Source organism: Jhaorihella thermophila, from assembly GCF_900108275.1.
GTDB classification, from domain to species: Bacteria; Pseudomonadota; Alphaproteobacteria; order Rhodobacterales; family Rhodobacteraceae; genus Jhaorihella; species Jhaorihella thermophila.
Genome location: NZ_FNVD01000001.1, coordinates 467519 through 491198 on the forward strand (window position 1 = coordinate 467519; position 23680 = coordinate 491198).

The window sequence follows — 23680 nt, forward strand, 5'->3', positions numbered from 1 at the left end:
AAGGGCGGGCCGGAGGGAATGCCGATGCGTGTTGCGGATCTGGGAGAAATGGATGGCCCGATGTTGCTGTTCGGCGGGCCCTATTCCAACTTGGCCGCGCTGGAGGCGCTGATCGCACAGGCGCGGGTGCGCGGCCTGCCCCCGGAGCGGACGATCTGCACCGGCGACGTGGTGGCCTATTGCGCCGAACCCGCCGAATGCGTCGCACGGATCCGGGCGCTGGGGTGTCACGTCATCGCCGGCAACTGCGAACGGCAACTGGCGGCGGGCGAGTCCGATTGCGGCTGCGGCTTCGACGAAGGCAGCGCCTGCGATCTGCTCTCCGCCGGCTGGTACGGCTTCGCCGACGCGCGGATCGGCTCGGCGGATCGGGACTGGATGCGCGGGCTGCCGGATCTGGCGGTGTTCCGCCACGCGGGGCGGCGCCATGGGGTGGTGCATGGGGGCGTGACCGATATCGCGCGGTTTCTCTGGCCGGTGAGTCCCGACGACGCCTTTGCGCAGGAATTCGCGGCTTTTGCGGAAATTGCCGGGCCGGTGGATGCGATCATTGCCGGGCATTGCGGCATTCCCTTCGTGCGGGAGACGCCGTGGGGCAGATGGATCAACGCAGGCGTGATCGGGATGCCCCCGAATGACGGCCGGCCCGCCACGCGGTTTGCCCTTCTGGATTCGGGACGGGCCGAGATCGAGGAACTCGACCATGATCACCGCGCCGCGCGGGCCGCGATGGAACGGGCCGGGTTGACCCAGGGCTACCATGCCGCGCTTTGCAGCGGTTACTGGCCGTCCGAGGATGTCCTGCCAGCCGTTTTGCGCGCAAGCGGGTGATGTTCCAGCACCAGTTCGGCCAGGCGTTCGTCCAGCACATGGGTATAGATTTCGGTGGTGGACACGTCCGCATGGCCCAGAAGTGTCTGGATCACGCGCAGGTCGGCGCCGTTGGCCAGCAGATGCGTGGCAAAGGCGTGACGCAGCGTGTGGGGCGTCACCTTGTCCGGGCTGACCCCTGCGGCCACGGCAATCTCCTTGATGAGCAGGTAGAACCGGTGCCGGGTCAGGTGGCCGTCGCGGCCGCGCGACGGAAACAGGAATCGCGAGGGCGCCGCCCCCTTGTCGGTCCGGGCGGCCTCTGCCGCGTCCCGCGCCGTCAGCCAGTCCCCAAGCGCTTCCCGCGCCGGCGGCGACAGCGGCACCATCCGCTCCTTGTCGCCCTTGCCCCGGATCAGCAGCATGCGCGGGTCGCCCCGCGCGGCCGCTACCGGCAGCGACACCAGCTCGCTGACCCGCATTCCCGTCGCATAGAGCAGCTCCATCAGGCAGGTGTTGCGCAGACGGTCGGCCTCTGTTCGTCCGGTGCGGCGGGCGGCATCCAGCATGGCCGTGACCTCTTCCACCTCGAGGGTTTTGGGCAGCCGCCGGTCGCGGCCGGGGCCGCGGATCTGGATCGCCGGATTGTCGCCCCGCCAGCCTTCGTCAAAGGCAAAGCGAAAGAGCTGCCGAATCGCCGAAAGCCGCCGGGCGCGGGTGGCGCGGGACAGCCCTTGGGCCTCGCATGCGATCAGGTAGGCTTCGATCCCGTCGCGGTCGATTCCGGCGAAATCCGTGCCGCGCCGGGCAAGCCAGCCGGCGAAGTCCTTGAGATCCCGGCCATAGGCCAGGAGCGTGTTGGTCGCCGCGCCGGCCTCGGCGGCCTCGGCGTCCAAAAAGGTGGAAATCCATTGCAGCGGGTCGCGGGGGGCGGTCACGGGGTCTGCTCCGGTCCCAGCAGCATAAGTTGCAGGGCCGCGCGCCGGGCGGTGTCCTGCAACCCCACCGCGTTGAACGTGCCAAGCGCTGCGGTCAGATCGCTGGTGTTGCCCTGTCGGCCGCTGTCGAACAGGGCCATCGCGCGCAGGATCGCCTCGCCCAGACGGCCGGAATCCAGAAGCATCCGCAATTCGGGCGGGATCTCCACGTCCGGTGCAAACGCGGTGGAAATCGCCCGGGCGCGGGCATCGGGCGGCTCGGCGGCCGAGGGATTGCCCTGCGCCAGCGCGGCAAGGAACGGGGCCCGGGGCGTCGCCGGGTGCGGCGCGCGCGCGGCCTGTTCGTAATCCGGCGACAGCAGCCTCACCCGCCAGGCCAGCGCCGCCGTCCTGCCGGAAAGATCCACAGCGGCCAGACGTCTAGCGAACATCTCGGCAAAGGCGACCTCGATCCCCGCCTCGCGCGCGGCGCCCCAAGCCTTGGGCAGGGTCTTGGCGACGGCCTTGGCGCTGCCGGTGTTCAGGGCGGTGTCGAACCGCTGCATCGCGGCCACCCGGTCCCAGACCCCGCCCGAGGCTGACGGGCTGCGTTCGGTATATAGACCCAACAGAAGGTTCGGCGTGAGCGCGCCGGTCCGGGTCAGCCGCTCGGCCGCCTCGATCCGGGCCTTCCACCCGGCCACGTCACGCAGATCGGCGATGGCAAAGGCGCGCGGCAATGCGGTGGTGGGCAGCCGCTCCCCGATCGCCTCGAACAGGCGAAAGGTCAGCGGATCGGGGTTGTCCGGCGCGGGCAGGGGCGGGGCTCCGTCATAGATGTCGGGGCTGATGAACCGATCCAGCAGATCGAGCTGCGGCCCGGGCAGTGCGTCGAGCGCATGCGCGGTCTCCAGCAGAAGGGCCGCGGTGTTCCAGTCCCCGCGCCGGGCGGTGCAAAAGATCGTGGCCGCAAGCCCCGGAGACAGCCAGGGTTCGACGGTCAGGGCGGCGCAGCTGCGGTCTTCGTCGCCGGTCAGCAGAGTGGCGTCGAACCAGCGCCGGAACCGTTCGCGCGTCTCGGTCGGGCCGGCCATCTGGATCAGCGCCTGCGCCGGATCGACGGCGCCCAGGTCCATCAGCCGGTCGATTCGCGCCAGCAGCAGAAGGTCGGCACTGTCCCCACCTGCCGGCGCGCGCGTCTCGGACAGAAGCAGCGTATAGAGCAGCATCTGCATGGCCGGGCTGCGTTCGACCGGAACGGTTTCGATCAGCGCGGCGAGCTCGGCCGGGTCGCTGCCCCGCCACAGGTCGATCGGCAGCCCCGTCACGCGCGCGGACACCAGCCCAACGGGCAAGGCCAGCCGTTCGAGCGGGGCGACCTCGACCGGGGGACGCAGCGCGTCGCTGGCAACGGGGGGTTCCATCAGAACCGTTCCCGGAAGCCCGCGGGGCGGCGGTTGGTTCAGCCAGTCTATCGCCGAAAGCGGTGTCTGGGCGGCTGCGACCGCCGGGAGGATGGTAGCGATGAGGGCCGCCCTAATCCGCATCCAGCACCACCGGTTGACGTATCTCGCTGCGCGGTGGCGAAAAGTCGGCGCCGAACCACGGGCCGAGATAGGCAAAGGCCACCAGCGCGACCCCGCCCAGAACGGCCAGATACACGATGAATTTGAGCAACCGCCCTGCCATGTCACTTTTGCCTTTCTTCCTGCCGTTTTCCGAAAGTTATATATGGCGTTTTGCCCAAGATCACGTCATTCACGAGGCAATGAGCGGAAAAGAGCAAAAATCTGACGCGCGCGGGACCGCCTGCGGGTTTCGGCTGAAGAAAACCGTGGTGATGGTCGGCATGATGGGGGCGGGCAAGACCGCCGTGGGCCGGGCGCTCGCGGCGCGGCTGGGGGTGCCGTTTCTGGACAGCGATCACGAGATCGAGCGGGCGGCGAACATGACCATCCCGGAGATCTTCGAACGCGACGGAGAGCCGTTCTTTCGCGAGAAGGAAACGCAGGTCATTGCCCGCCTGCTGGCCGAGGCCCCGGGCGTGCTGTCTACCGGCGGCGGGGCGTTTCTGCGTGCCGAGAACCGGCAGCTGATTTCGGAGCATGGCGTATCTGTGTGGCTGAACGCCCCGCTGGAGGTGCTGTGGAACCGGGTCAGGCACAAGGACACGCGGCCGCTGCTGCGCACGCCCGACCCCCATGCGACGTTGAAGGCGCTTTATGAGGCGCGCGTGCCGTTTTATTCCAGAGCCGATCTGGAGGTGCTCTCGGACGGGGTGTCCTCGATCGATGAAATGGTGGACCGGGTTCTGGCCGCGCTGGCCACGCGCCCGGACGTTCTGGAGCGGACATGATGCAGCAGACGGTGCGCGTGGACCTGGGCGAACGGTCTTATGACGTGGTGGTGGGGCCGGGGCTTCTGGCCGAGGCGGGGGCGCGGATCGCGCCGCTGTTGTCGCGGCCGCGGGTCGCGGTGCTGACTGACGAAAACGTGGCCGGCCTGCACCTGGAGGCCTTGCGCAAGGGGTTGTCCGAGGGCGGCGTCGAGATGGCTTCGCTGGCGCTGCCGGCGGGTGAGGCGACCAAGAGCTGGCCGCATTTCGAACGCGCGGTGGAGTGGTTGCTGGAGCAGAAGGTGGAGCGGCGCGACATCGTGGTGGCGTTGGGGGGCGGGGTGATCGGCGATCTGGCCGGGTTCGCGGCGGCGGTGCTGCGGCGCGGGGTGCGGTTCGTGCAGATCCCGACCTCGCTTCTGGCACAGGTGGACAGTTCCGTGGGCGGCAAGACCGGCATCAATTCGGTGCATGGCAAGAACCTGATCGGCGCCTTTCATCAGCCGTCGCTGGTGCTGGCCGACACCGAGGTTCTGGGCACGCTGACGGCGCGGGACTTTCTGGCCGGTTACGGCGAGGTGGTGAAATACGGGTTGCTGGGCGATGCGGGCTTTTTCGAATGGCTCGAGGCGCAGGGGCCGGCGCTGGCGGCCGGCGACATGGCGGCGCGGGTCCGGGCGGTGACGCGATCGGTGCAGATGAAGGCCGAGATCGTGGCCCGCGACGAGACCGAACAGGGGGACCGGGCGCTGCTGAATCTCGGCCACACGTTCTGCCATGCGCTGGAGGCGGCGACGGGCTATTCCGACCGGCTGCTGCATGGCGAAGGCGTGGCGATCGGCTGCGCGCTGGCCTTTGAGCTGTCGGCGCGGCTGGGGCTGTGTTCGCAGGAGGATCCCAGCCGGGTTCGAGCGCATCTGCGGGCGATGGGGATGAAGACCGACCTTGCGGACATCCCGGGCGATCTGCCCGACGCCGAAGGGCTGCTGGACCTGATGGCGCAGGACAAGAAGGTGGTGGACGGCCGGTTGCGGTTCATTCTGGCCCGCGGAATCGGGCAGGCTTTCACCACCTCGGACGTGCCGCAAGAGGCCGTGCTGGGCGTGTTGCGCGACGCGCTGGCGGCGCGATAGCCGGTGCCGTGGCGGGTTGACGGCCGGTTTCGGATCGGCGCGGCCGATCCGACCGGGGTGAGGGGTTCTGCCCGTTGTGTCGGAGAAGCACCCGAAGAGGTTGCGAGGGGCTCTGCCCCTCGCGCTCCCCGGAGTATTTGCAGCAATATGAAGATATCGGGTGGGTCCGGCCGTCATCGCGGCGGTGCGATCTTGCGAGCCGAGCCGGTCGTCAGCGGCCCCGCACCACCATCAGCTCGCCGACATTTTCGCGGGTGATGTAGCCTGCCATCCGGCCGAAGCGGTCCACGACCGCGACGGCGGGGGCGCCGTTGTGCATCAGCTCCAGAACCTCTTCCAGCCCCGTGCCCAGGCTGACCTGCGGAATGGCGGCATCCATGATCTCGTAGGCCGGGCGGCTGCGGGGTTCGTCGCTGGCAAGCGCGGCAAAGAGCGCAGAGCGGGTGACGAAACCGGCGAGCGATCCATCTTCGTTCAGCACGGGAAATTCGTGCTGGGTGGTGCGGACCAGTTCCATCGCCGCGGTCGCGATCGTGTCGGTGGGCGCAAGCGATTCGAAATGGGTGATCATCGCGTCCCGCGCCACCAGCCGTCGCGCCACCGACCGCATGGCGACGTCCTGGGCCTCGGCATTGGCGGCGACGAACACGAACAGCGCAATCAGAACGAGGATCGGGTTGCCGGAGCTGAGCCCCCAGAAGCCGAGGCCGAAGGCGACGATCTGGCCGGCGACCGCGGCCATGCGGGTGGCGGTAACCCGGTCCGTCCAGAGGCTGAGCAGTGCGCGCAGCACCCGCCCCCCGTCCATCGGGAAGGCTGGGATCAGATTGAACACGGCCAGGAACAGGTTCACCATCGCCACCTGCGCGAGAAACCCGCCGCCGGTCAGATCGATGCTTTCAAGCCCCTGTTCGGGCAGGCGCGCGCCGAAGACGATGGTCAGAACCGCCCAGATCACCACGTTCACGGCGGGGCCGGCCAGCGCCACCATGATCTCTTGCCGTGGGTTTTCGGGCATCCGTTCGAGCCGCGCCAGCCCGCCGATGGGCAGCAGAGTGATGTCGGGCGTGCGGATGCCGTAGCGCCGCGCGGTCAGGGCATGGCCGAATTCATGCGCCACCACGCAGGCGAACAGCACCACCACGAAAAGCACGTTGGCCAGCGCTGCCTCGGGGCCTTCGGCAGTGTAGGTGGCAAAGCCGATCCACGCCAAAAGCAGGAAAAAGGTCACATGGATCCGCAGTTCCGACCCGAAGAGCCGTCCAATGGGAAAGGACCAGGCCATCGGCTTGCCTCCTTCAAGTCACCTCAGAACGGGATCTCGTCGTCCTCGATCCCTTGCGAGGGCGCCGCCGGGGCAGGGGCGGGGCCGCCGTAGGGATCCCCCTGCGGGCCGCTGTCATAGCCGCCATAGCCGCCGCCCGCGCCGCCATAGCCGCCACCTGATCCGCCGCCTTCGCCGCGGCTGTCGAGCATCACGAGATTGCCGTTGAAGCCCTGCAGGACAACTTCGGTCGTATACCGGTCCTGGCCCGACTGGTCCTGCCATTTCCGGGTTTGCAGCTGGCCCTCGACATAGATCTTGGACCCCTTGCGCAGGTATTGTTCGCACACCCGCACAAGGCCCTCGTTGAAGATCGCGACGCTGTGCCATTCGGTACGTTCGCGCCGTTCGCCGGTATTCTTGTCCCGCCAGGTTTCCGAGGTCGCGATGCGCAGGTTGCACACCTTGCCGCCGTTCTGGAAGGTGCGGACCTCGGGGTCGCGGCCGAGGTTGCCGATGAGGATGACTTTGTTGACTGATCCGGCCATGTCTTTCCCTGTAGTTGTCTTGCCGATATCCGCGGTGGCGGCGAATCCGCGCCACCCGTTCGATGCGACCCTATACCCACCGGGCGAAGGTTGAAACATGGTTGCTGAGATGCGGCGGAGTTTGTCCCGCGTGTTTTGCAATTGCCGTTCCGGTTTGATAGGCAGGGCGGCGTGCGAGTTGGCGAAGGGCCGGGCGGATGTGCAGGCTTTTTTCATTTGTGGTCGTTTGTGTTGCCGTGGCGCTGGCGGTACCGGCCTCGGCGGACATGCTGGCCACCAAGAACCGCAAGAAGCTGTTCAAGAGCCAGCTCAAGGTGCTGGATACGCGCGCGGCCAGCCAATATTCCTTTTCCGAACGGCTCAGGCCAAGCGTGACGAACATCATGCCGTTGCCCTATCGCGGCCAGTATCGTGGCCTTTACCTCGACATGGCAAGGGAAGCGGCGCGGCGGCATGGCGTGCCGGTGGATCTGTTCTTGCGTCTGGTTCAGCGGGAATCGGGATGGAATCCGAACGCGGTGTCGCCGAAAGGGGCGATCGGGCTGGCGCAGCTGATGCCGGAAACGGCCCGTGCACTGGGCGTCGATCCCAGGGATCCCCGGCAGAATCTCGACGGCGGCGCACGGTATCTTGCCCGGCAATTCCGCAAGTTCAAATCCTGGCGGCTGGCGCTGGCGGCCTACAATGCCGGCCCCGAGGCCGTCGAGACGCATGGCGGCGTGCCGCCCTATGACGAGACGCGCGCCTATGTCCGCGCGATCTGGGGAAGCTGAAGACCGCAGCCGCTTGGCCACGGCGACGTCCGATCGCCCCCAAGGGGTGGCCAAGCGGTGAACGCGCAAGCCCGATGCGTATCGTCCGGCCGCTTCGTCCGCGACCGCGATCCGTGCGCCCCGGCTATGGACCGGGCGACGCCGAACCGTCTGATCGGTCCCAGGCTACTCCGCCGCGATGCGGATTACCGGCTCCATCTCGGCAAAGTCGGCCTCGGACAGGTGGCATTTGATGCTGTGACCATCCGCCATCTGCCTCAGCGGCGGCACCTCGCGGTCGCATAAGCCCCCGGAAACGCGCGACTTCCAGCGACAGCGGGTCTGGAACGGACAGCCGGGCGGCGGACTCACGGCGGAAGGAATCTCACCCTCCAGCACGACATGGGTCTTTTCCACATGCGTGTCGGCAATCGGCACGGCGGACAGCAGCGCCTCGGTATAGGGGTGATAGGGCGGGCTGAAGACCTGATCGGTCGTTCCCAGTTCCACCACATGGCCCAGATACATCACCATTACCCGGTCGCTGAGATAGCGCACGATGGACAGGTCGTGGCTGATGAACAACAGCGTCGTCTTGTTTTCGCGCTGGATGTCCATCAGCAGGTCGGTCACCGCGGCCTGCACGCTGACGTCCAGTGCCGAGACCGGCTCGTCCGCGACGACAATGCGGGCACCGCCGGCAAAGGCGCGGGCGATGCCGACGCGCTGTTTCTGCCCACCCGAGAGCTGGCGCGGCATTCGTTCGGCAAAGGCGCGCGGCAGCTTCACCAGATCCAGCAGTTCCAGCATCCGCCGGCGGCGTTCCCGGTCGTTGGCGCCGACGCCGAACACCTCCAGCGCGCGCATGATCTGGCGGCCCACCGTCATCGACGGGTTCAGCGTGTCGAAAGGGTTCTGGAACACCATCTGGATGTCGGCGATGGTCTGGGTGTCGCGTTCCTGGATCGGGATATGCTCGATCTCGCGGTTGTCAAAGATGATCTTGCCGTCGGTTGCAGTTTCCAACCCCATCAGCACCTTGGCAAAGGTGGATTTGCCGCAGCCGGATTCGCCGACGATGGCAAGCGTCTCGGATTCGCGCGCGTCAAAGCTCAGCTCTTCGTTGGCCTTCACCACCCGTTTCTCACCCCTGCCGAACAGCGCGTTGGCGGCCACCTCGTAGTATTTCTTCAGCCGGTCCATGCGCAGGACGACGTCTCCGATCTGCGCCTTCTCCTGCTTGGGCTCGACCGGCGGCGGCGCGTTCCAGTCGATTTCCTGGAACCTGACGCAGCGCGTGGCATGGCGCTCGTTGCCGGGCACGTCGAACATCGGGATGTCCTGCGCGTCGCAACGGCCCGCTTCGAAATAGTCGCAACGGGGGCCGAAATTGCAGCCCGGCGGCCGTTCGTGGGGCAGGGGAAAGTTGCCGGGGATCGCCCGCAGGGGGCGGGCGTTCTTGTCCGCGCCGGGCAACGGGATCGACCGAAACAGCGCCTGCGTATAGGGGTGGCGCATCTGGTCGAACACGTCCGCGATCGATCCCCGCTCCACCGCCTCGCCGGAATACATGACGCAGATCCGGTCGCAGGTTTCCAGCACCAGCCCGAGGTTGTGGCTGATGAACAGCATCGAGGTGCCGTATTTGCGTCCCAGATCCTTCACCAGTTCGACCACGGCGGCCTCCACCGTCACGTCCAGCGCGGTGGTCGGCTCGTCCAGGATCAGCAGCGCCGGCTTGGACATCAGCGCCATCGCGATCACGATCCGCTGCTGCTGCCCGCCCGAAAGCTGATGCGGGTAAGAGTTCAGGATCCGCTCCGGATCGGGCAGGCGCACGTCGCCCACCACTTCCAATGCGCGCTTGTAGGCCTCTTCCTTGCTGACCCCTTCATGGATCATCGGCACTTCCATCAGTTGCTTGCCGATCTTCATCGCCGGGTTCAGGCTGGCCATCGGTTCCTGATAGATCATCGCGATCTCGTTGCCGCGAATGTCGCGCAGCTCGGCCTCGGTCATCTCGCCCATGTCGCGGCCCTTGAACCGGATCGAGCCGCCGACGATCCGGCCGTTCTTGCCCAGATCCCGCATCACGCCCAGCGCCACGGTGGACTTGCCGCAACCGGATTCCCCCACCAGCCCGACGGCCTCGCCGGGCATCACCGAAACCGAAAAATCCATCACCGCCGGAATTTCCCGCAGCCGGGTGAAGAACGAGATCGACAGCCTGTCGATCTCCAGGATCGGTCCATCATGTCCGGCCAGCTTGCTCATCTCTCATCTCCCTGTCAGAGCCCGAGGCCTCTTCCTCTTGCTCCAAATATCCCGGGGGGGTCCGGGGGGCAGCGCCCCCCGGACTCCCGATCCGTATCAATCCTTCAGCGATTCCTCGCGCAGCCCGTCCGCCAGCAGATTAAGCCCCAGCACCAGACTGAGCAGCGCCAGCGCGGGCGGCAGCGCGGGATGCAGATAGATCGACAACAGCTTGCGCCCTTCGTTGATCGTCGATCCCCAGTCCGGGCTTTCCGGCGGCAGGCCGAGACCGAAGAAGCCCAATGTTCCCAGAAGGATCGTCGTATAGCCGATCCGCAGGCAGAAATCGACGATCAACGGCCCGCGCGCATTGGGCAGGATTTCCCACAGCATGATGTACCACGGCCCCTCGCCGCGGGTCTGGGCGGCGGCCACATAGTCGCGCGTCTTGATGTCCATGGTCAGACCGCGGACGATGCGGAACACCGTCGGCGAATTGACGAAGACCACCGATACGAACACCACCAGGATGCCGCCCGGCACGTCGAAGAGGTCCACGATTTCGGGCAGCGCGGGTATCGAATAGAGCGGCGTGTTGACCAGGTATCCGCCGGTGGAAATCAGCGACAGGTAAAACCAGATCAGAACTCCCAGCACCCCGACCAGAAGCGGCGTTCGGATCCTGGGTTGGGTATGATAGCGCGAATTCAGCAGAACGCCGGCGAATATGATCGGGAAAACGAACAGCACCGCCGCCATGTAGCTCGGCACCCCGCTGTCCACGATCTCGGGCGTGACCAGAAGATAGAACAACAGGATCACCGGGAAGGCCAGGATCAGGTTGGCAAGGAACGACAGCACCGTGTCCAGTCTCCCGCCGTAATAGCCCGCGGGCAGACCCAGCGTAATCCCCACCATGAAGGCGAACAGCGTGGCCAGCGGCGCGATCTGCACCACGACCCAGGCGCCCTTGACCATGCGCGAAAACACGTCCCGCGCCAGGTTGTCGCCGCCCAGCAGATACCACGGGTAGACGCCGTCGCCGGGGTCGGGCAGGGGTGTGCCGGGAGCCTTGTTCTTCATCCCCGACACCTGCTCCAGCGCGTCATGGGTGACGATCAGGTCCATCGCGCCGAAGATGCCGGTGAAAACCCAGAACATCACGATCGCAAAGCCGATCATGCCGATCGGGCTGTCGAAAAGCTTGCCATACAATCCCAGCCGCCGCTTGAAGGCGGCTGACAGCGCGAACAGGATGATCAGCGCGATCCAGACCGGCGTGAACTGCCAGAGAATGCGGGTGATGATGTCGAACGTGCCGAGAGGTTCCATGTCTGCCTGTTCCTCTCTCACGAAATCCGGATGCGTGGGTTCAGATAGACATAGCCGATATCCGATATCAGCTGCGTCAGCAGAACGACCAGGACGGACACCACCGAAACGCCCAGCAACAGCTCGATGTCATTGTTGCCGGCCGCCTCGACCAGGGTCCAGCCGAAGCCCTTGTAGTTGAACAGAACCTCGACGATCACCACGCCGTTCAACAGCCACGGAAACTGCAGCATGATCACCGTGAAGGGCGCGATCAGCGCATTGCGCAGCGCGTGTTTCAGCACGATGTCGCGGAACGCAACCCCCTTGAGCCGCGCGGTGCGGATGTATTGCGCAGTCATCACCTCGGTCATGCTGGCACGCGTCATGCGCGCGATATAGCCCATGCCGTAGAGCGCGATGGTCAGCACCGGCAGGAAGAAGTTGTTGAAATTGGCCTCTTCCATCGCACTGGTCGCGGTGCCCTTGAACCATTTCAGCCCCACCGCCGAGGACGCAAAGACCGCGATGAAGATCACGCCCGAAACATATTCGGGCGTGGCCGTGGTCAGGATCGAGACTGTGGACAGCGTGCGGTCGGTCTTGGACCCCTCTTTCATCCCGGCCAGCACGCCGATCAGCAGCGCCGTGGGCACCATCAGCACAAGCACCCAGAACATCAGCTTGCCGGTCAGCGCGAGCCGGACCGAGATCACCTCGGACACCTCGGCCTTGAACCGGGTCGAAACGCCCCAGTCCCCCTGCAGGATGCCGCAGAACCGCGGCGCGGCGGCGGCCTCTTCGGCGCTGACCGTGCCGGTGATGCAGCGCCCTGTCACGCCATCCTCGGTCTGCCGGGTCCAGCCGGGCAGAACGCCCAGCCACTGGCCGTATTTCGCCGGCAGCGGGTCGAGATAGCCGCGCGCGTCCAGCCAGCTGGCCACGGCCTCGTCCGACATGCGGAAATTGCCCTGGGTCTTGGCCAGTTTTTCGAGGTTGGGATAGAGATTGGTCAGAAAGAACACGATGAAGGTCAGGCACAAGGCCGTCAGGATCATCACGCCCGTTCTGCGCAGGATAAAAAGTCCCATTTGCCCCCCTGTAGGTCAGGCTGTGCATCGCCCCGTTCGCCGGGATCGTTGATCCGCCCCCCGAAGGGGCGTGGGAAAGGCGGCCGCCCCGGTCGGGCGGCCGCGCCGGACGGGATCAGGCCGCCCAGCCCCACTTGTAGTGATGATGCTCAAAGGCGATGTGCATGTCCGTGCCCACCAGGCCATCGCGGAAGTGACGATAAAGCGACCGCCAGTAGGGCTGGATCGTCACGCCCTCTTCCTGGATCAGCATCTCGCCCTTCTTGACCACTTCGCGGCGCTTGTCGGCATCGGCGATGGCCAGCGCCTCTTCGAGGATCGCGTCGAATTCGGGGTTGGCCCAGCCGAATTCGTTCCATGCCTCGCCCGAACGATAGGCCAGCGCCCAGATCTGCACGCCCAGCGGGCGGTGGTTCCAGTTGGTCGAGCTGAAGGGATACTTCACCCAGTCGTTCCAGAAGGTCGAACCGGGCAGCACCTTGCGCTTGACCTTGAAGCCCGCATCGCGCAGCTGCGCGGCCACCGCGTCGGTTGTGTTCTTGCGCCAGTCGTCGTCGATCGACACAATTTCATGCTCGAAATCGGCCATGCCGGCCTCTTTCATCAGCGCCATCGCGCCCGCCGGATCGACCTTTTGCGGCGGCAGTTCGGCATATTCGGGATGCTTGGGCCCCACATGGTGGTTTTCGGCCGTCGTGCCGCGCCCGCCATAGCCCAGCTCCAGCAGCACGCTGTTGTCCACGGCCATCTGGATCGCCCGGCGCACGCGCTTGTCGGCATAGGGCTTGATCCCGTTTACCTCGGCCAACTGGTTGGGACGGACGACGATGGTGCTCATGGTCACCACCTCGGATTTCACCAGCCCCAGCCCGTCGAACACGTCGATGAACTCGCCCACGGATTCGTGGACCATGTCCACCTCTTCCGATTCCATCGCCGCCAGCCAGGACGAGGGGTCGGTGCCGTAGTCGGTATATTCGATCCGGTCCAGATAGGGGCCGCCATAAACCGCGGTGCCCCACCAGGTGTGGTTCTTGTTCAGCTCAAGCGTCGCCTTCACGCCGACCTCGAGCTCGGTCAGCAGATAAGGGCCGGTGCCCACGTTCTTGGTGAAATCCTCGGTCTGGAACGACTTGTGCACGATGGCGGAGGGATAATCCGACATGCCCGCGATCAGCGAGATGTCGGGCTTGGGCAGCATCAGCTTGACCGTGTGGCTGTCCACCACCTGAATCGCGCCGTCGATCGCCTTGCCGGTGTTCGGGTCCACCAGCGTCGCCATGCGGCCGGCCATCGAGTTGCCCTCGACCGACTTGTCGCACCAGCCCTCGATGTTGCGGGCCACGTCCTCGGCGGTGAAGTCGTCGCCGTTGTTCCACTTCACCCCCTTGCGGACGTGCAGGGTGTATTCGGTGGCGTCGTCGTTGATCTCCCAGCCTTCCAGCAGCATGCCGCGGAACGTGCCGTCCGAGTTGTATTCGACGAGGTATTCCAGCGTTCCGCGCGTCTGGTTGCCCATCTCCGACCAGTCATAGGTGCGCGGATCCTTCAGCGGGCGCACGCTCATCTGCACGCGGATCGTGCCGCCCTTCTTGGGCGTGCTGGCGGCACGGGCGGGGGCGGCGAGCCCGATCATGCCATAGGCCGCCGTGGCGGTCACGCCCAGCATGGTGGCGCGGGTCAGGAATTCACGGCGGCTCAGCTTGCCCTGCCGGTATTCCTCGGCGTGCATTCTTGCCGCCCAGTGCACCGGCTTGCCGTTTATTGTCTGGTGGTTCATTTCCGTTCTTCTCCCTGTTGTCCGGATTTGTTTCAAAGGTGCGCTACAGCGCGCCGCGGCATCGTCTGATGCGACGCTTCGGGTCTGAAATTTCGATGGCGCAAATCCCCATGCGGGTATTCGGCACGACGAATGCGGCGGCGTCAATGTTTGGTTTCGTCGTTTTTCGGATCAATTGCGACATGGACCTTGTAAAAAAGCGACAAGCCGCCGCCGGATTTTCAGAAGGAACAGGGCTGTTTGTCCGCATTCCGGCGGATCCGGTCGCCGCGCCGGTGTTTGCCCTCGTGATCCTCGCCGCGATTCGGTGCGACCGTCATCCGGCGCTATTGGTCCGGGCGAATCCGGTGCCAGTCCTTCATCCGGGCGCGAAACCAGGTGCGCTGCCGCTTGGCGAATTGCCGGGTGGCGATGGTGGCGCGCGCGCGGGCCTCGTCCAGCGTGATTTCGCCGCGCAGATGGGCCATGAGTTCCGGCACGCCGATCGCCTTGCATGATGGCAGGGCGGGATCGTACCGGTCGCGCATCGCGGCGACCTCGTCCAGCGCGCCCTGCTCCAGCATCAGGTCGAACCGGCGGGCGATCCGGTCCAGCAGCCAGTCCTTGGGCGCGTCGAACAGGATCGGCACGGCCCGCTCCAGCGGCAAGAGCGGCGGGGGCGTGGCGTCCTGCCAGTCGGCCAGCGGACGGCCGGTCGCGGCCTGCACCTCCCAGGCCCGCTGGACCCGCGCGCGGTTGCGCCGGTCGATCCGGGCGGCCGTCCGCGCGTCGAGCTGGGCCAGCATGTCCTCGAGTGGCATCTCGTCGGCGCGGGCGCGGATCTCGGGCGGGGTGGGGGGGATGTCGGCCATGCCTTCGGTCAGCGCCATGAAGTAAAGCCCGGTGCCACCGACGATGATCGGCCTTTCGGGGCCCTCCAGCAGCGGGGTCACCTCGCGCAGCCAGTGGCCGGCGGAATAGGGCGCGTCAAAGGCGACATGCCCATAAAGCTGGTGCGGCGCCTGCGCCTCTTCCTGCGGCGAAGGGCGCGCGGTGACGACCCGCCAGCAGTCATAGACCTGGCTGGCGTCGGCATTGACGATCACGCCGCCCCGGTCGCGGGCGATCCGCAAGGCCAGCGCGGACTTGCCCGAGGCGGTCGGCCCCGCGATCAGAACCGGACGGTCCGGCCGTATCTCGGGGAGGTGGTCGAAGGCGGCCATCGGCGGGTACCCGAAACTGTGAAAATCCTGCCCGAAACCCTGCCCGATCATGCGGATGGTGCATTGAACATGGGCGCGGATTGCTCCATTTTGCGCCGAGCCTAACCCCGTCCCTTCCCGGAGTGCAATATGGACGTGTCCACAGAGACCGACAACCAACCGCCTGCAACCACTTACAAACGCGTGATGCTCAAGATCTCGGGCGAGGCCCTGATGGGCGACCAGGGATTCGGCCTGCACCCGCCCACCGTCCAGCGCATCGCGCGCGAGGTGAAATCGGTGCACGACCTTGGCGTCGAAATCTGCATGGTGATCGGCGGCGGCAACATCTTTCGCGGCCTTTCCGGTTCGGCTCAGGGGATGGAGCGCACCACGGCCGATTACATGGGGATGCTGGCGACCGTGATGAACGCGCTGGCGATGCAGTCGGCGCTCGAGGATCTGGGGGTGTTCACCCGGGTCATCAGCGCGATCCGCATGGACGAAGTGTGCGAGCCCTACATTCGCCGCCGCGCGGTGCGGCATCTGGAAAAGAAGCGGGTCTGCATCTTTGCCGCCGGCACCGGCAACCCCTATTTCACCACCGACACCGCCGCGACCCTGCGCGCCTCCGAGATGAAATGCGAGGCGATCTTCAAGGGGACCAAGGTGGACGGCGTCTATGACAAGGATCCCGCCCGGCACGCCGACGCCAAGCGCTACGACCATGTGACGTTCGACGATGTGCTGGCCAGGCGGCTGGGGGTGATGGACGCCTCTGCCATCGCTCTGGCGCGCGACAACAACCTGCCGATCATCGTCTTTTCGCTGGACGAACCCGGCGGGTTCCGCGGCATCCTTGCGGGCCGGGGCACCTATACAAAGGTGGAAGGCTGACGCTATAGGTGAACCCGGACCGCCACGGGCGGAGAAACGACAACCCCAAGCGGGAGCAGAAGAACGATGTCATCCGAAGAATTCGAGCTGGACCTTGACGACCTGAAACGCCGTATGGAGGGCGCGCTGAGCGCGCTGCGCACGGAATTTGCCTCGCTTCGGACCGGGCGGGCCAGCGCGTCGATGCTGGAGCCGGTTCAGGTCGAAGCCTATGGCCAGATGACCCCGATCAACCAGGTCGGCACGATCAACGTCCCCGAGCCGCGCATGGTGACGATCAACGTCTGGGACAAGTCGCTCGTGAACAAGGTCGAAAAGGCGATCATGGAATCGGGCCTTGGCATCAACCCCCAGACCAACGGCACGATCATCATGCTGCCGATCCCCGAACTGAACGAGGAACGCCGCCGCGAGCTCAGCAAGGTTGCCGGCCAGTATGCCGAACAGGCCCGCGTGGCGATCCGCAACGTGCGCCATCACGGCATGGACCAGATCAAGAAGCACAAGGACGGCATGAGCGAGGACGATCAGCGGTTCTGGCAGGACGCCGTGCAGGAACTGACCGACCAGATGATCAAGGCGGTGGACGAGGCGCTGGAGCACAAGCAGGCCGAGATCATGCAGGTCTGACCGGGGCATGCCGCGCGACCGAGACAACGAAGCGCTGCCGGCGGGGCCGCGCCATGTCGCCATCATCATGGACGGCAACGGCCGTTGGGCGCAGGCCCGCGGCCGGCCGCGCCTGTTCGGCCATCACGCCGGCGCTCGGCGCGTGCGCGAAGTGGTCGAGGCCTGCCCCGATCTGGGGATCAAGTATCTGACCATCTTTGCCTTTTCGACCGAGAACTGGAAGCGCACCCAGGTCGAGGTGGCCGGCCTGATGAGCCTGTTTCGCCGCTACATTACCAAGGAGATGCGCGCGCTGAAGGAACGCGGCGTGCGGGTGCGGTTCATCGGCGACCGGGTGCGGCTGGACCCCAAGCTGATCGGCCTGATGAACCAGCTTGAGCAGGAAACCGCGCAGAACGACCTGGTGCACCTGACCATCGCCATCAATTACGGCGGCCGGGACGAGGTGGCCCGCGCCACGCGGCGGCTGGCGCAGGACGTGGCCGAAGGCAAGCTGCGCCCCGAGGACGTGGACGAGGAAACCCTGCCGCGTTACCTCGACACTTGCGTGCTGCCCGACCCGGACCTGGTGATCCGCACCAGTGGCGAGGCGCGGATTTCCAATTTCCTGCTGTGGCAGTCGGCCTATGCCGAGTATGAATTCGTGGATACACTCTGGCCCGACTTCACGGCCGAAGAACTGGCCCGGCTGTGCCGGAACTACGGCGCGCGCGAGCGTCGCTTTGGAGCGGTCAAGGCATGAGCGCGCAGGGACGGTGGTCGGATCTTTCGGCGCGGCTGGTGTCATCCCTGGTCATGGTGTCTGTCGCTCTGGCCGCGCTGTGGATCGGGGGCGCGGTATGGCAGGCCTTCATCGCGCTGATCTGCGCGGCGATGGTCTATGAAATGGCCCGGATGGTCGCGCCCGATGCGACCGCGGTCGCTTGGCTCTGCGCGGCTCTCGCGATCGTGGTGATCTATCCGACGACACTGTGGCCACCGGCGATCGTGTTGCCATCGCTTCTGGTGCCGGGGCTTGCCGGCGCGGCGCTGTTGCCGGGATATCGGCGTCTCTTTCTGGCCTATGCGGCCTGGATCGCGCTCGCCGGGTTCGCGTTCATCACGATCCGGGCCGAATTGGGCATGACCGGCATGCTGTGGCTGATCTGCGTCGTGATCGCGACCGATGTCGCGGGCTATTTCGCGGGCAAGGCGATCGGCGGGCCGAAATTCTGGCCACGCGTGAGTCCCAAGAAGACCTGGTCCGGCACCGCCGCAGGGTGGATCGCCGCGGCGCTGGTCGGGGCGGGGTTCGTGGCCGTGGCGGGGTTTGACGGCTGGACGGTTCCACTGTCGGTGCTGGCCGCGTTTGCATCGCAGGCGGGCGACATCGCGGAAAGCCGGGTCAAGCGCCGGCTCGGTGTCAAGGATTCGTCCAATCTCATTCCGGGCCACGGCGGGTTCCTTGACCGGTTCGACGGAATGATCGGGGCAGGTGTCCTGATTCTGCTGGGCGGTTGGGCGACGGGGCTTTTGCCGGGGATTTTCTGATGCGCAAGGTAACCATCCTGGGCGCCACCGGCTCGATCGGGCAGAACACCATCGACCTGATCCGGCGCGACGCGGGAGCTTATGACGTGGTGGCCCTGACCGGAGGGGCGAATATCGCGAGGCTGGCGGCCGATGCCCGCGCCTTGGGGGCCGACATTGCGGTGACCGCGCATGAGGACCGGCTGGACGATCTGCGCGACGCGCTGGCTGGATCGGGGGTGGAGGCTGCGGCGGGCGCGAAGGCGATCCGCGAGGCGGCCGCGCGCCCGGCCGACTGGGTGATGTCCGCCATCGTCGGCGCGGCCGGGCTTGCGCCTGGGCTGGCGGCGCTGGAGCAGGGGGCGACGCTGGCGTTGGCCAACAAGGAGACGCTGGTCTGTGCCGGGGCGCTGGTGCTGGACACCGCCCGCCGCCATGGCGCGCGCCTGCTGCCGGTTGACAGCGAACATTCCGCCGTCTTTCAGGCGCTGGTCGGCGAGGATATGGACTCCGTGGAGCGGATCATCATCACCGCCTCGGGCGGTGCTTTCCGCGACTGGCCGCTGGAGCGTCTGCGCCATGCCACGGTGGCCGAGGCGTCGGCCCACCCCAACTGGGACATGGGGCAGAGAATCACCATAGATAGCGCATCCATGTTCAACAAGGCGCTGGAACTGATTGAAACACGGGAATATTTCGGAATCGATCCCGACCGGATCGAGGTTCTGGTCCACCCTGAATCGCTGGTTCACGCGCTGGTGGGGTTCCGCGACGGGGCGCTGATGGCGCATGTGGGCGCGCCGGACATGCGCCACGCGATCGGCTATGCGCTGCACTGGCCGGAACGGCGCGATTTGCCGGTGGCGCGGCTGGATCTGGCGCAGGTGGGGCAGCTTAATTTCCGCGCGCCGGACGATGCGCGCTATCCCGCGCTGCGGCTGGCGCGGCAGGTGTTGGCGCGCGGCGGGCTGATGGGCGCGGCCTTCAACGCGGCCAAGGAACGGGCGCTGGATCACTTCATCGCGGGTCGGATCGGATTTCTCGACATGGCCGAGGTGGTCGAGGAGGTTCTCGCCCGGATGGAGGCCCGAAGCGGTCTCATTGATGCCGCAATGACTCTTGATAACGTGTTGGAAACCGACCATCTCGCAAGGGCAGGTGCCGATGACGTGGTGGCAGAGCGGGCAGGGTAGAGCGTTTTGGACATTGTTTCACTGATACCCCAGACCGGGGGGCTGATCTGGACGATTGCCGCTTTCGTGGTGGCGCTTTCGATCATCGTGGCAGTGCATGAATACGGCCACTACATCGTGGGCCGCTGGTCCGGCATCAAGGCCGAGGTGTTCTCGATCGGTTTCGGCCCGGTGCTGTGGAGCCGGACGGACCGCCACGGCACGCGATGGCAGATCGCCGCACTGCCGTTCGGGGGGTATGTGAAGTTCCTGGGCGATGCCAACGCGGCCTCGAGCCCCGACAGCAAGGCGATTGCCGAGATCTGGAAGGAAAACCCCGACGAGCTGCGCCACACCATGCAGGGCGCGCCGCTGTGGGCACGGACGGCGACCGTGGCGGCGGGGCCGGTGTTCAACTTCATCCTGTCGATCGTGATCTTTGCCGGCGTCTTCATGGTGCGCGGGGTCGCCACCGAGCCGCTGACGGTGGGAGAGATCGTGCCGATGCCGCAGGCCGGTTACGAACTGCGGGTCGGGGATGAAATACTCGGGATCGAGGGCGTGCCCACGCCGTCCTTTTCCGATCCGAAAGCCTGGAAAGCCTTTACCGACGGCATCCCGAAGAAGCCGGTTCTCGACTACCGGGTGCGCCGGGACGGTCACGAGCTGACGGTCAAGGGGCCGTATCTGTTTCCGCCCTATGTCCAGCAGGTCGTGCCGCGCAGCGCGGCGATGGACAGCGGGCTGCGGCCCGGCGACCTGATCCTGGCGGTGGACGGCCGGCCGATCTTTGCCTTCGACCAGATCAAGGAAGTGGTCGAGACGTCCGACGGCAAGCCGATGCTGCTGGATGTGTGGCGCGACGGAAAGACGTTGCGGTTCACCCTGACCCCGCGCCGCACGGATGAACCGCTGCCCGATGGCGGGTTCCAGACGGTCTGGCGCATTGGCGTGGTCGGGGGCATGGCGATCACCCCGGCGACGGAAATGGCCGGCCCGATCGAGGCGCTGATCGCCGGCGTGGCGCAGACCTGGACCATCATCACCGGGTCGCTGTCGGGGCTGTGGCACATGATCACCGGCGCGATCAGCACCTGCAACATCTCGGGGCCCATAGGCATCGCCGAAACCTCGGGCGCGATGGCCAGCCAAGGCGCGCAGAGCTTCGTGTGGTTCATCGCCGTGCTTTCGGCGGCGGTGGGGCTGCTGAACCTGTTTCCCATCCCTGCGCTGGATGGCGGCCACCTGCTGTTCTATGCCTACGAGGCCGTCACGGGCAAACCGCCCAGCGATGCGGCGCTGCGGGTGCTTATGGCGATCGGCATCGCCCTGATCCTGTCGCTGATGGTGTTCTCGCTGGGCAACGACCTGTTCTGCTGAGTGCCCGCAAAGTTTCGTGTCTCTGCCCGGTTTCCGCCACAATTCCCGTCCAAGCTGGAGCCAAACGAGGGCAGTCGGGAAAGGACAGGGACATGCACGCGCTGGAACATTCATACCGTGGTCTCAGCCTGCTGGTGGCGATCAACTGGGATCGGATCCTGTTCGTCGGTGCCATCGCCGCCGGTCTTCTGGCCGGGGCATATTTGGGCGGCCTCTGATTCCCCGTCGCAAGGCACCGGGGCCCGCGTGGCAGGCTTTTGCCGCACGCGGGCCCCGTTCGTTTTGACAAGGCCGGACAATCCCGATACTCAACGTCAAACCTCTGCTGAAAGTCGGGTTCGGAACGATGGGATTGAACGGGACCGCAGGAACATCCTGTGTTAAGCGTGCGGGCGACGGCTATATCTTGTGCCGACTTGTGGCGTCTGTTTTTTTCGTGGCCGTATTGGCGTTTGCCGCGATGCCGCGGTCGGTCGCGGCTCAGGATTTCAGCTTCGGGTCGTTCCGGGTCGAGGGCAACCAACGCATCCAGACCTCTACGATCATCGCGCGCACGGGAATCACCCCGGGCAAGACCGTGACCGCCGGGCAGCTGAACGACGCCTATCAGAGCCTGCTTGACAGTGGTCTATTTGAGACAGTCGAGCTGGACCCGCAGGGCAGCACGCTGGTGATCCGCGTCGAGGAGCGGCCAACGATCAACGAAATCAACTTTGAGGGCAACAAGCGGATCAAGGACGAAGATCTTAGCAAGATCGTGGAGTCGCAATCGCGCCGCGTCTTCAATCCCCGTCAGGCCGAACGCGATGCCGCCAAGATTGCCGAGGCTTACAGCCAGACCGGCCGGGTCGCCGCCACCGTGACCCCGCGCATCATCCGGCGCAGCGACAACCGGGTTGATCTTGTGTTCGAGATCTCCGAGGGCGACACGATCGAGATCGAGCGCGTGAGCTTTGTCGGCAACCGGGCCTTTTCCGACCGGCGGCTGCGGCAGGTCCTGGAAACCAAGCAGGCCAATTTCCTGCGCGCCTTCCTGCGTTCGGATACGCTGATCGAGGACCGCATCGCCTTTGACAAGCAGGTTCTGCGCGACTTCTACCTGTCGCGCGGTTACGTGGACTTCCGTGTCAACAGCGCCAATGTCGAGTTCACCCGCGAACATGATGCCTTTTACCTGGTGGTGAATGTCACCGAAGGCCAGCAGTACAAGTTCGGCAAGATCACGACCGTCAGCGAAATGCCGGGGGTGGATGCGGCCGCCTATCAGAAGATCATCAAAGTCAAGTCCGGCAAGGTCTATTCGCCATCCCTCGTTGAAAATACAATCACCCGCATGGAGAACCTCGCGGTCAAGCAGGGGGTGGATTTTCTGCGGGTCGAGCCGCGGATCAAGCGCAATGACCGGGATCTGACCCTGGATGTCGAGTTCGCTCTGACCAAGGGGCCGCGGATCTTTGTCGAGCGGATCGATATCGAAGGCAACACCACCACGCTTGACCGCGTGATCCGCCATCAGTTCCGCATCGCCGAGGGCGATCCGTTCAACCCGCGCGAGATCCGTCAGGCGGCCGAGCGGATTCGCGCGTTGGGATTCTTTGAAACGGCGGATGTGGAAACGCGCGAGGGCACATCGCCCGATCAGGTGATCGTCGATGTCAACGTGGTCGAGAAACCGACCGGATCGCTCAGCCTCGGCGGGTCATACTCCATCAATGACGGGTTCGGGGTCGCGATCGGGCTGAGCGAATCCAACTTTCTGGGCCGGGGGCAGCGGCTTTCGCTTACCCTGTCCACGGCGCAGGAATCGGAATCCTACGTTCTTGGTTTTACCGAACCCTATCTGCTGGGGCGCGATCTGCGTCTCGATCTGGATCTGGGCGTCTCCAGCACCAATTCGAGTTATGCCGCCTATGATACCCGCACAGGCTTTTTCAAGCCCGCTCTGACTTTCCCGACCGGCGAACTGTCGAGCCTTCGAATCGGCTATAACTGGGATCGGTCGGAGATGAAGGACAATGGCGACAGCAGCTTTGGCGCGGTGATCGGCAACGAGATCGCGCAAGGGTCGAAAGTGGCCAGCGGTGTCGGTCTGACCTATACCTACGACAGCCGCGTAAGTGGCCTTAACCCGAACGCGGGCGTCCTGTTCCAAATCGGAACCGATTACGCCGGTCTTGGCGGCGATTCCAAGTATTTCCGCGCCACCGGCAAGGTCATCGCGCAGACCAAGGTCTATCACGAAGAGATAACCCTGCGCGCGACCCTTCAGGGCGGGGTGTTCAGCTGGCGCGGGAACGGCTACAGCCGGACGCTGGATCGCTTCCTGTTGACCAATGACATCATGCGCGGGTTCGAACCGTCGGGCATAGGGCCGCGCGATCAGTCAGGCGGGGCGGATGACGCCATCGGCGGCAACTATTTCGCGGTTGCCAGTTTCGAGGCCGAATTCCCGCTGGGCCTGCCCGAGGAACTGGGCCTGCGGGGCGGGGTATTCTATGACATTGGCAACTTGTGGAACGTCAGCAACGTGGACACGTCCGGCGCCACGATCGTCGGTGCGAACGGCGCGGCGCGGCACGTAATCGGATTTTCCTTGCTGTGGACCACGGGTCTTGGGCCTCTGCGCTTCAACTTCACCAAGGCGCTGAAAAAGGAGTCCTACGACAAGGAGCAGAGCTTCGACCTGACCTTGCAGACGAGCTTCTAGGATGCCGGCC

Annotated in this window: 22 protein-coding genes; 12 read left to right on the forward strand and 10 right to left on the reverse strand. The window is 65.5% G+C overall.

From position 1 onward, the window contains the following. Positions 1-18: 18 nt before the first annotated feature. Complete coding sequence (locus tag C4S70_RS02260) at positions 19-831, forward strand: metallophosphoesterase family protein (protein ID WP_327314567.1); 813 nt, start codon at positions 19-21, stop codon at positions 829-831. On the opposite strand, the gene C4S70_RS02265 is transcribed toward C4S70_RS02260, so the two are convergent. Genes C4S70_RS02265 through C4S70_RS18775 form a run of 3 tightly spaced genes read right to left on the reverse strand, consistent with a single transcriptional unit; the run spans position 780 to position 3416 of the window. Next, positions 780-1748, reverse strand: coding sequence for a site-specific tyrosine recombinase XerD (locus tag C4S70_RS02265; RefSeq protein WP_104006461.1), 969 nt, complete (start codon positions 1746-1748; stop codon positions 780-782). The two genes, C4S70_RS02260 and C4S70_RS02265, sit on opposite strands and share 52 nt — an antisense overlap. Beyond that, positions 1745-3274 (reverse strand): hypothetical protein, encoded by a 1530-nt coding sequence (locus C4S70_RS02270; RefSeq protein WP_104006462.1) that lies wholly within the window; start codon positions 3272-3274, stop codon positions 1745-1747. The genes C4S70_RS02265 and C4S70_RS02270 overlap by 4 nt, the downstream gene beginning before the upstream one ends. After that, positions 3264-3416, reverse strand: a complete 153-nt coding sequence (locus C4S70_RS18775; RefSeq protein WP_200822704.1) for a hypothetical protein — start codon at positions 3414-3416, stop codon at positions 3264-3266. Before C4S70_RS18775 ends, C4S70_RS02270 begins: the two co-directional genes overlap by 11 nt. A gap of 79 nt (positions 3417-3495) precedes the next feature. Between C4S70_RS18775 and C4S70_RS02275 the strand changes: the two genes are divergently transcribed. Beyond that, positions 3496-4083: a shikimate kinase gene (locus C4S70_RS02275; RefSeq protein ID WP_104006463.1), complete on the forward strand. Its 588-nt coding sequence runs from the start codon at positions 3496-3498 to the stop codon at positions 4081-4083. Then, positions 4083-5195, forward strand: coding sequence for a 3-dehydroquinate synthase (gene aroB / locus C4S70_RS02280; RefSeq protein WP_104006464.1), 1113 nt, complete (start codon positions 4083-4085; stop codon positions 5193-5195). The genes C4S70_RS02275 and aroB overlap by 1 nt, the downstream gene beginning before the upstream one ends. Positions 5196-5406: 211 nt before the next feature. Here the strand turns inward: aroB and C4S70_RS02285 are convergent, their stop codons facing one another. Together C4S70_RS02285 and ssb are read right to left on the reverse strand one after the other, a co-directional pair. Then, a complete protein-coding gene (locus tag C4S70_RS02285; RefSeq protein ID WP_104006465.1) occupies positions 5407-6480 on the reverse strand; it encodes a site-2 protease family protein in 1074 nt (357 codons plus the stop codon). Between the two features lie 23 nt (positions 6481-6503). Further along, positions 6504-7007, reverse strand: coding sequence for a single-stranded DNA-binding protein (ssb, locus tag C4S70_RS02290; RefSeq protein ID WP_104006466.1), 504 nt, complete (start codon positions 7005-7007; stop codon positions 6504-6506). 197 nt (positions 7008-7204) lie between these two features. On the opposite strand from ssb, the gene C4S70_RS02295 reads away from it, so the two are divergent. Beyond that, positions 7205-7780 (forward strand): lytic transglycosylase domain-containing protein, encoded by a 576-nt coding sequence (locus C4S70_RS02295; RefSeq protein WP_104006467.1) that lies wholly within the window; start codon positions 7205-7207, stop codon positions 7778-7780. Positions 7781-7945: 165 nt separating this feature from the next. Here the strand turns inward: C4S70_RS02295 and C4S70_RS02300 are convergent, their stop codons facing one another. From C4S70_RS02300 to miaA, 5 genes are all read right to left on the reverse strand, one after another. Then, entirely contained in the window at positions 7946-10033 is a 2088-nt protein-coding gene (locus C4S70_RS02300) for a dipeptide ABC transporter ATP-binding protein (RefSeq protein WP_104006468.1), read from the reverse strand. 96 nt (positions 10034-10129) lie between these two features. After that, a complete protein-coding gene (locus C4S70_RS02305; RefSeq protein WP_104006469.1) occupies positions 10130-11344 on the reverse strand; it encodes an ABC transporter permease in 1215 nt (404 codons plus the stop codon). A 17-nt stretch (positions 11345-11361) separates the two neighbouring features. Continuing rightward, positions 11362-12414, reverse strand: coding sequence for an ABC transporter permease (locus C4S70_RS02310; RefSeq protein ID WP_104006470.1), 1053 nt, complete (start codon positions 12412-12414; stop codon positions 11362-11364). A gap of 115 nt (positions 12415-12529) precedes the next feature. Next, positions 12530-14194 (reverse strand): ABC transporter substrate-binding protein, encoded by a 1665-nt coding sequence (locus C4S70_RS02315; protein ID WP_104006471.1) that lies wholly within the window; start codon positions 14192-14194, stop codon positions 12530-12532. A gap of 326 nt (positions 14195-14520) precedes the next feature. Beyond that, entirely contained in the window at positions 14521-15396 is an 876-nt protein-coding gene (miaA, locus tag C4S70_RS02320) for a tRNA (adenosine(37)-N6)-dimethylallyltransferase MiaA (protein WP_104006667.1), read from the reverse strand. Positions 15397-15525: 129 nt separating this feature from the next. Between miaA and pyrH the strand changes: the two genes are divergently transcribed. From pyrH to bamA, 8 genes are all read left to right on the forward strand, one after another. After that, positions 15526-16272, forward strand: coding sequence for a UMP kinase (pyrH, locus tag C4S70_RS02325; RefSeq protein ID WP_104006472.1), 747 nt, complete (start codon positions 15526-15528; stop codon positions 16270-16272). 66 nt (positions 16273-16338) lie between these two features. Next, entirely contained in the window at positions 16339-16902 is a 564-nt protein-coding gene (gene frr, locus C4S70_RS02330) for a ribosome recycling factor (protein ID WP_104006473.1), read from the forward strand. A gap of 7 nt (positions 16903-16909) precedes the next feature. After that, positions 16910-17644: an isoprenyl transferase gene (locus C4S70_RS02335; RefSeq protein WP_104006474.1), complete on the forward strand. Its 735-nt coding sequence runs from the start codon at positions 16910-16912 to the stop codon at positions 17642-17644. After that, positions 17641-18432, forward strand: coding sequence for a phosphatidate cytidylyltransferase (locus C4S70_RS02340; RefSeq protein WP_104006475.1), 792 nt, complete (start codon positions 17641-17643; stop codon positions 18430-18432). The genes C4S70_RS02335 and C4S70_RS02340 overlap by 4 nt, the downstream gene beginning before the upstream one ends. Further along, the gene (gene dxr / locus C4S70_RS02345; RefSeq protein ID WP_104006476.1) at positions 18432-19604 is read left to right on the forward strand and encodes a 1-deoxy-D-xylulose-5-phosphate reductoisomerase; all 1173 of its coding nucleotides are present in this window, start codon (positions 18432-18434) and stop codon (positions 19602-19604) included. The genes C4S70_RS02340 and dxr overlap by 1 nt, the downstream gene beginning before the upstream one ends. 6 nt (positions 19605-19610) lie before the next feature. After that, complete coding sequence (rseP, locus tag C4S70_RS02350) at positions 19611-20963, forward strand: RIP metalloprotease RseP (protein WP_104006477.1); 1353 nt, start codon at positions 19611-19613, stop codon at positions 20961-20963. A 92-nt stretch (positions 20964-21055) separates the two neighbouring features. Next, positions 21056-21181, forward strand: a complete 126-nt coding sequence (locus tag C4S70_RS19300) for a hypothetical protein (RefSeq protein ID WP_268807762.1) — start codon at positions 21056-21058, stop codon at positions 21179-21181. A 128-nt stretch (positions 21182-21309) separates the two neighbouring features. Continuing rightward, positions 21310-23670 (forward strand): outer membrane protein assembly factor BamA, encoded by a 2361-nt coding sequence (gene bamA / locus C4S70_RS02355; RefSeq protein ID WP_104006478.1) that lies wholly within the window; start codon positions 21310-21312, stop codon positions 23668-23670. Positions 23671-23680 lie beyond the last annotated feature (10 nt).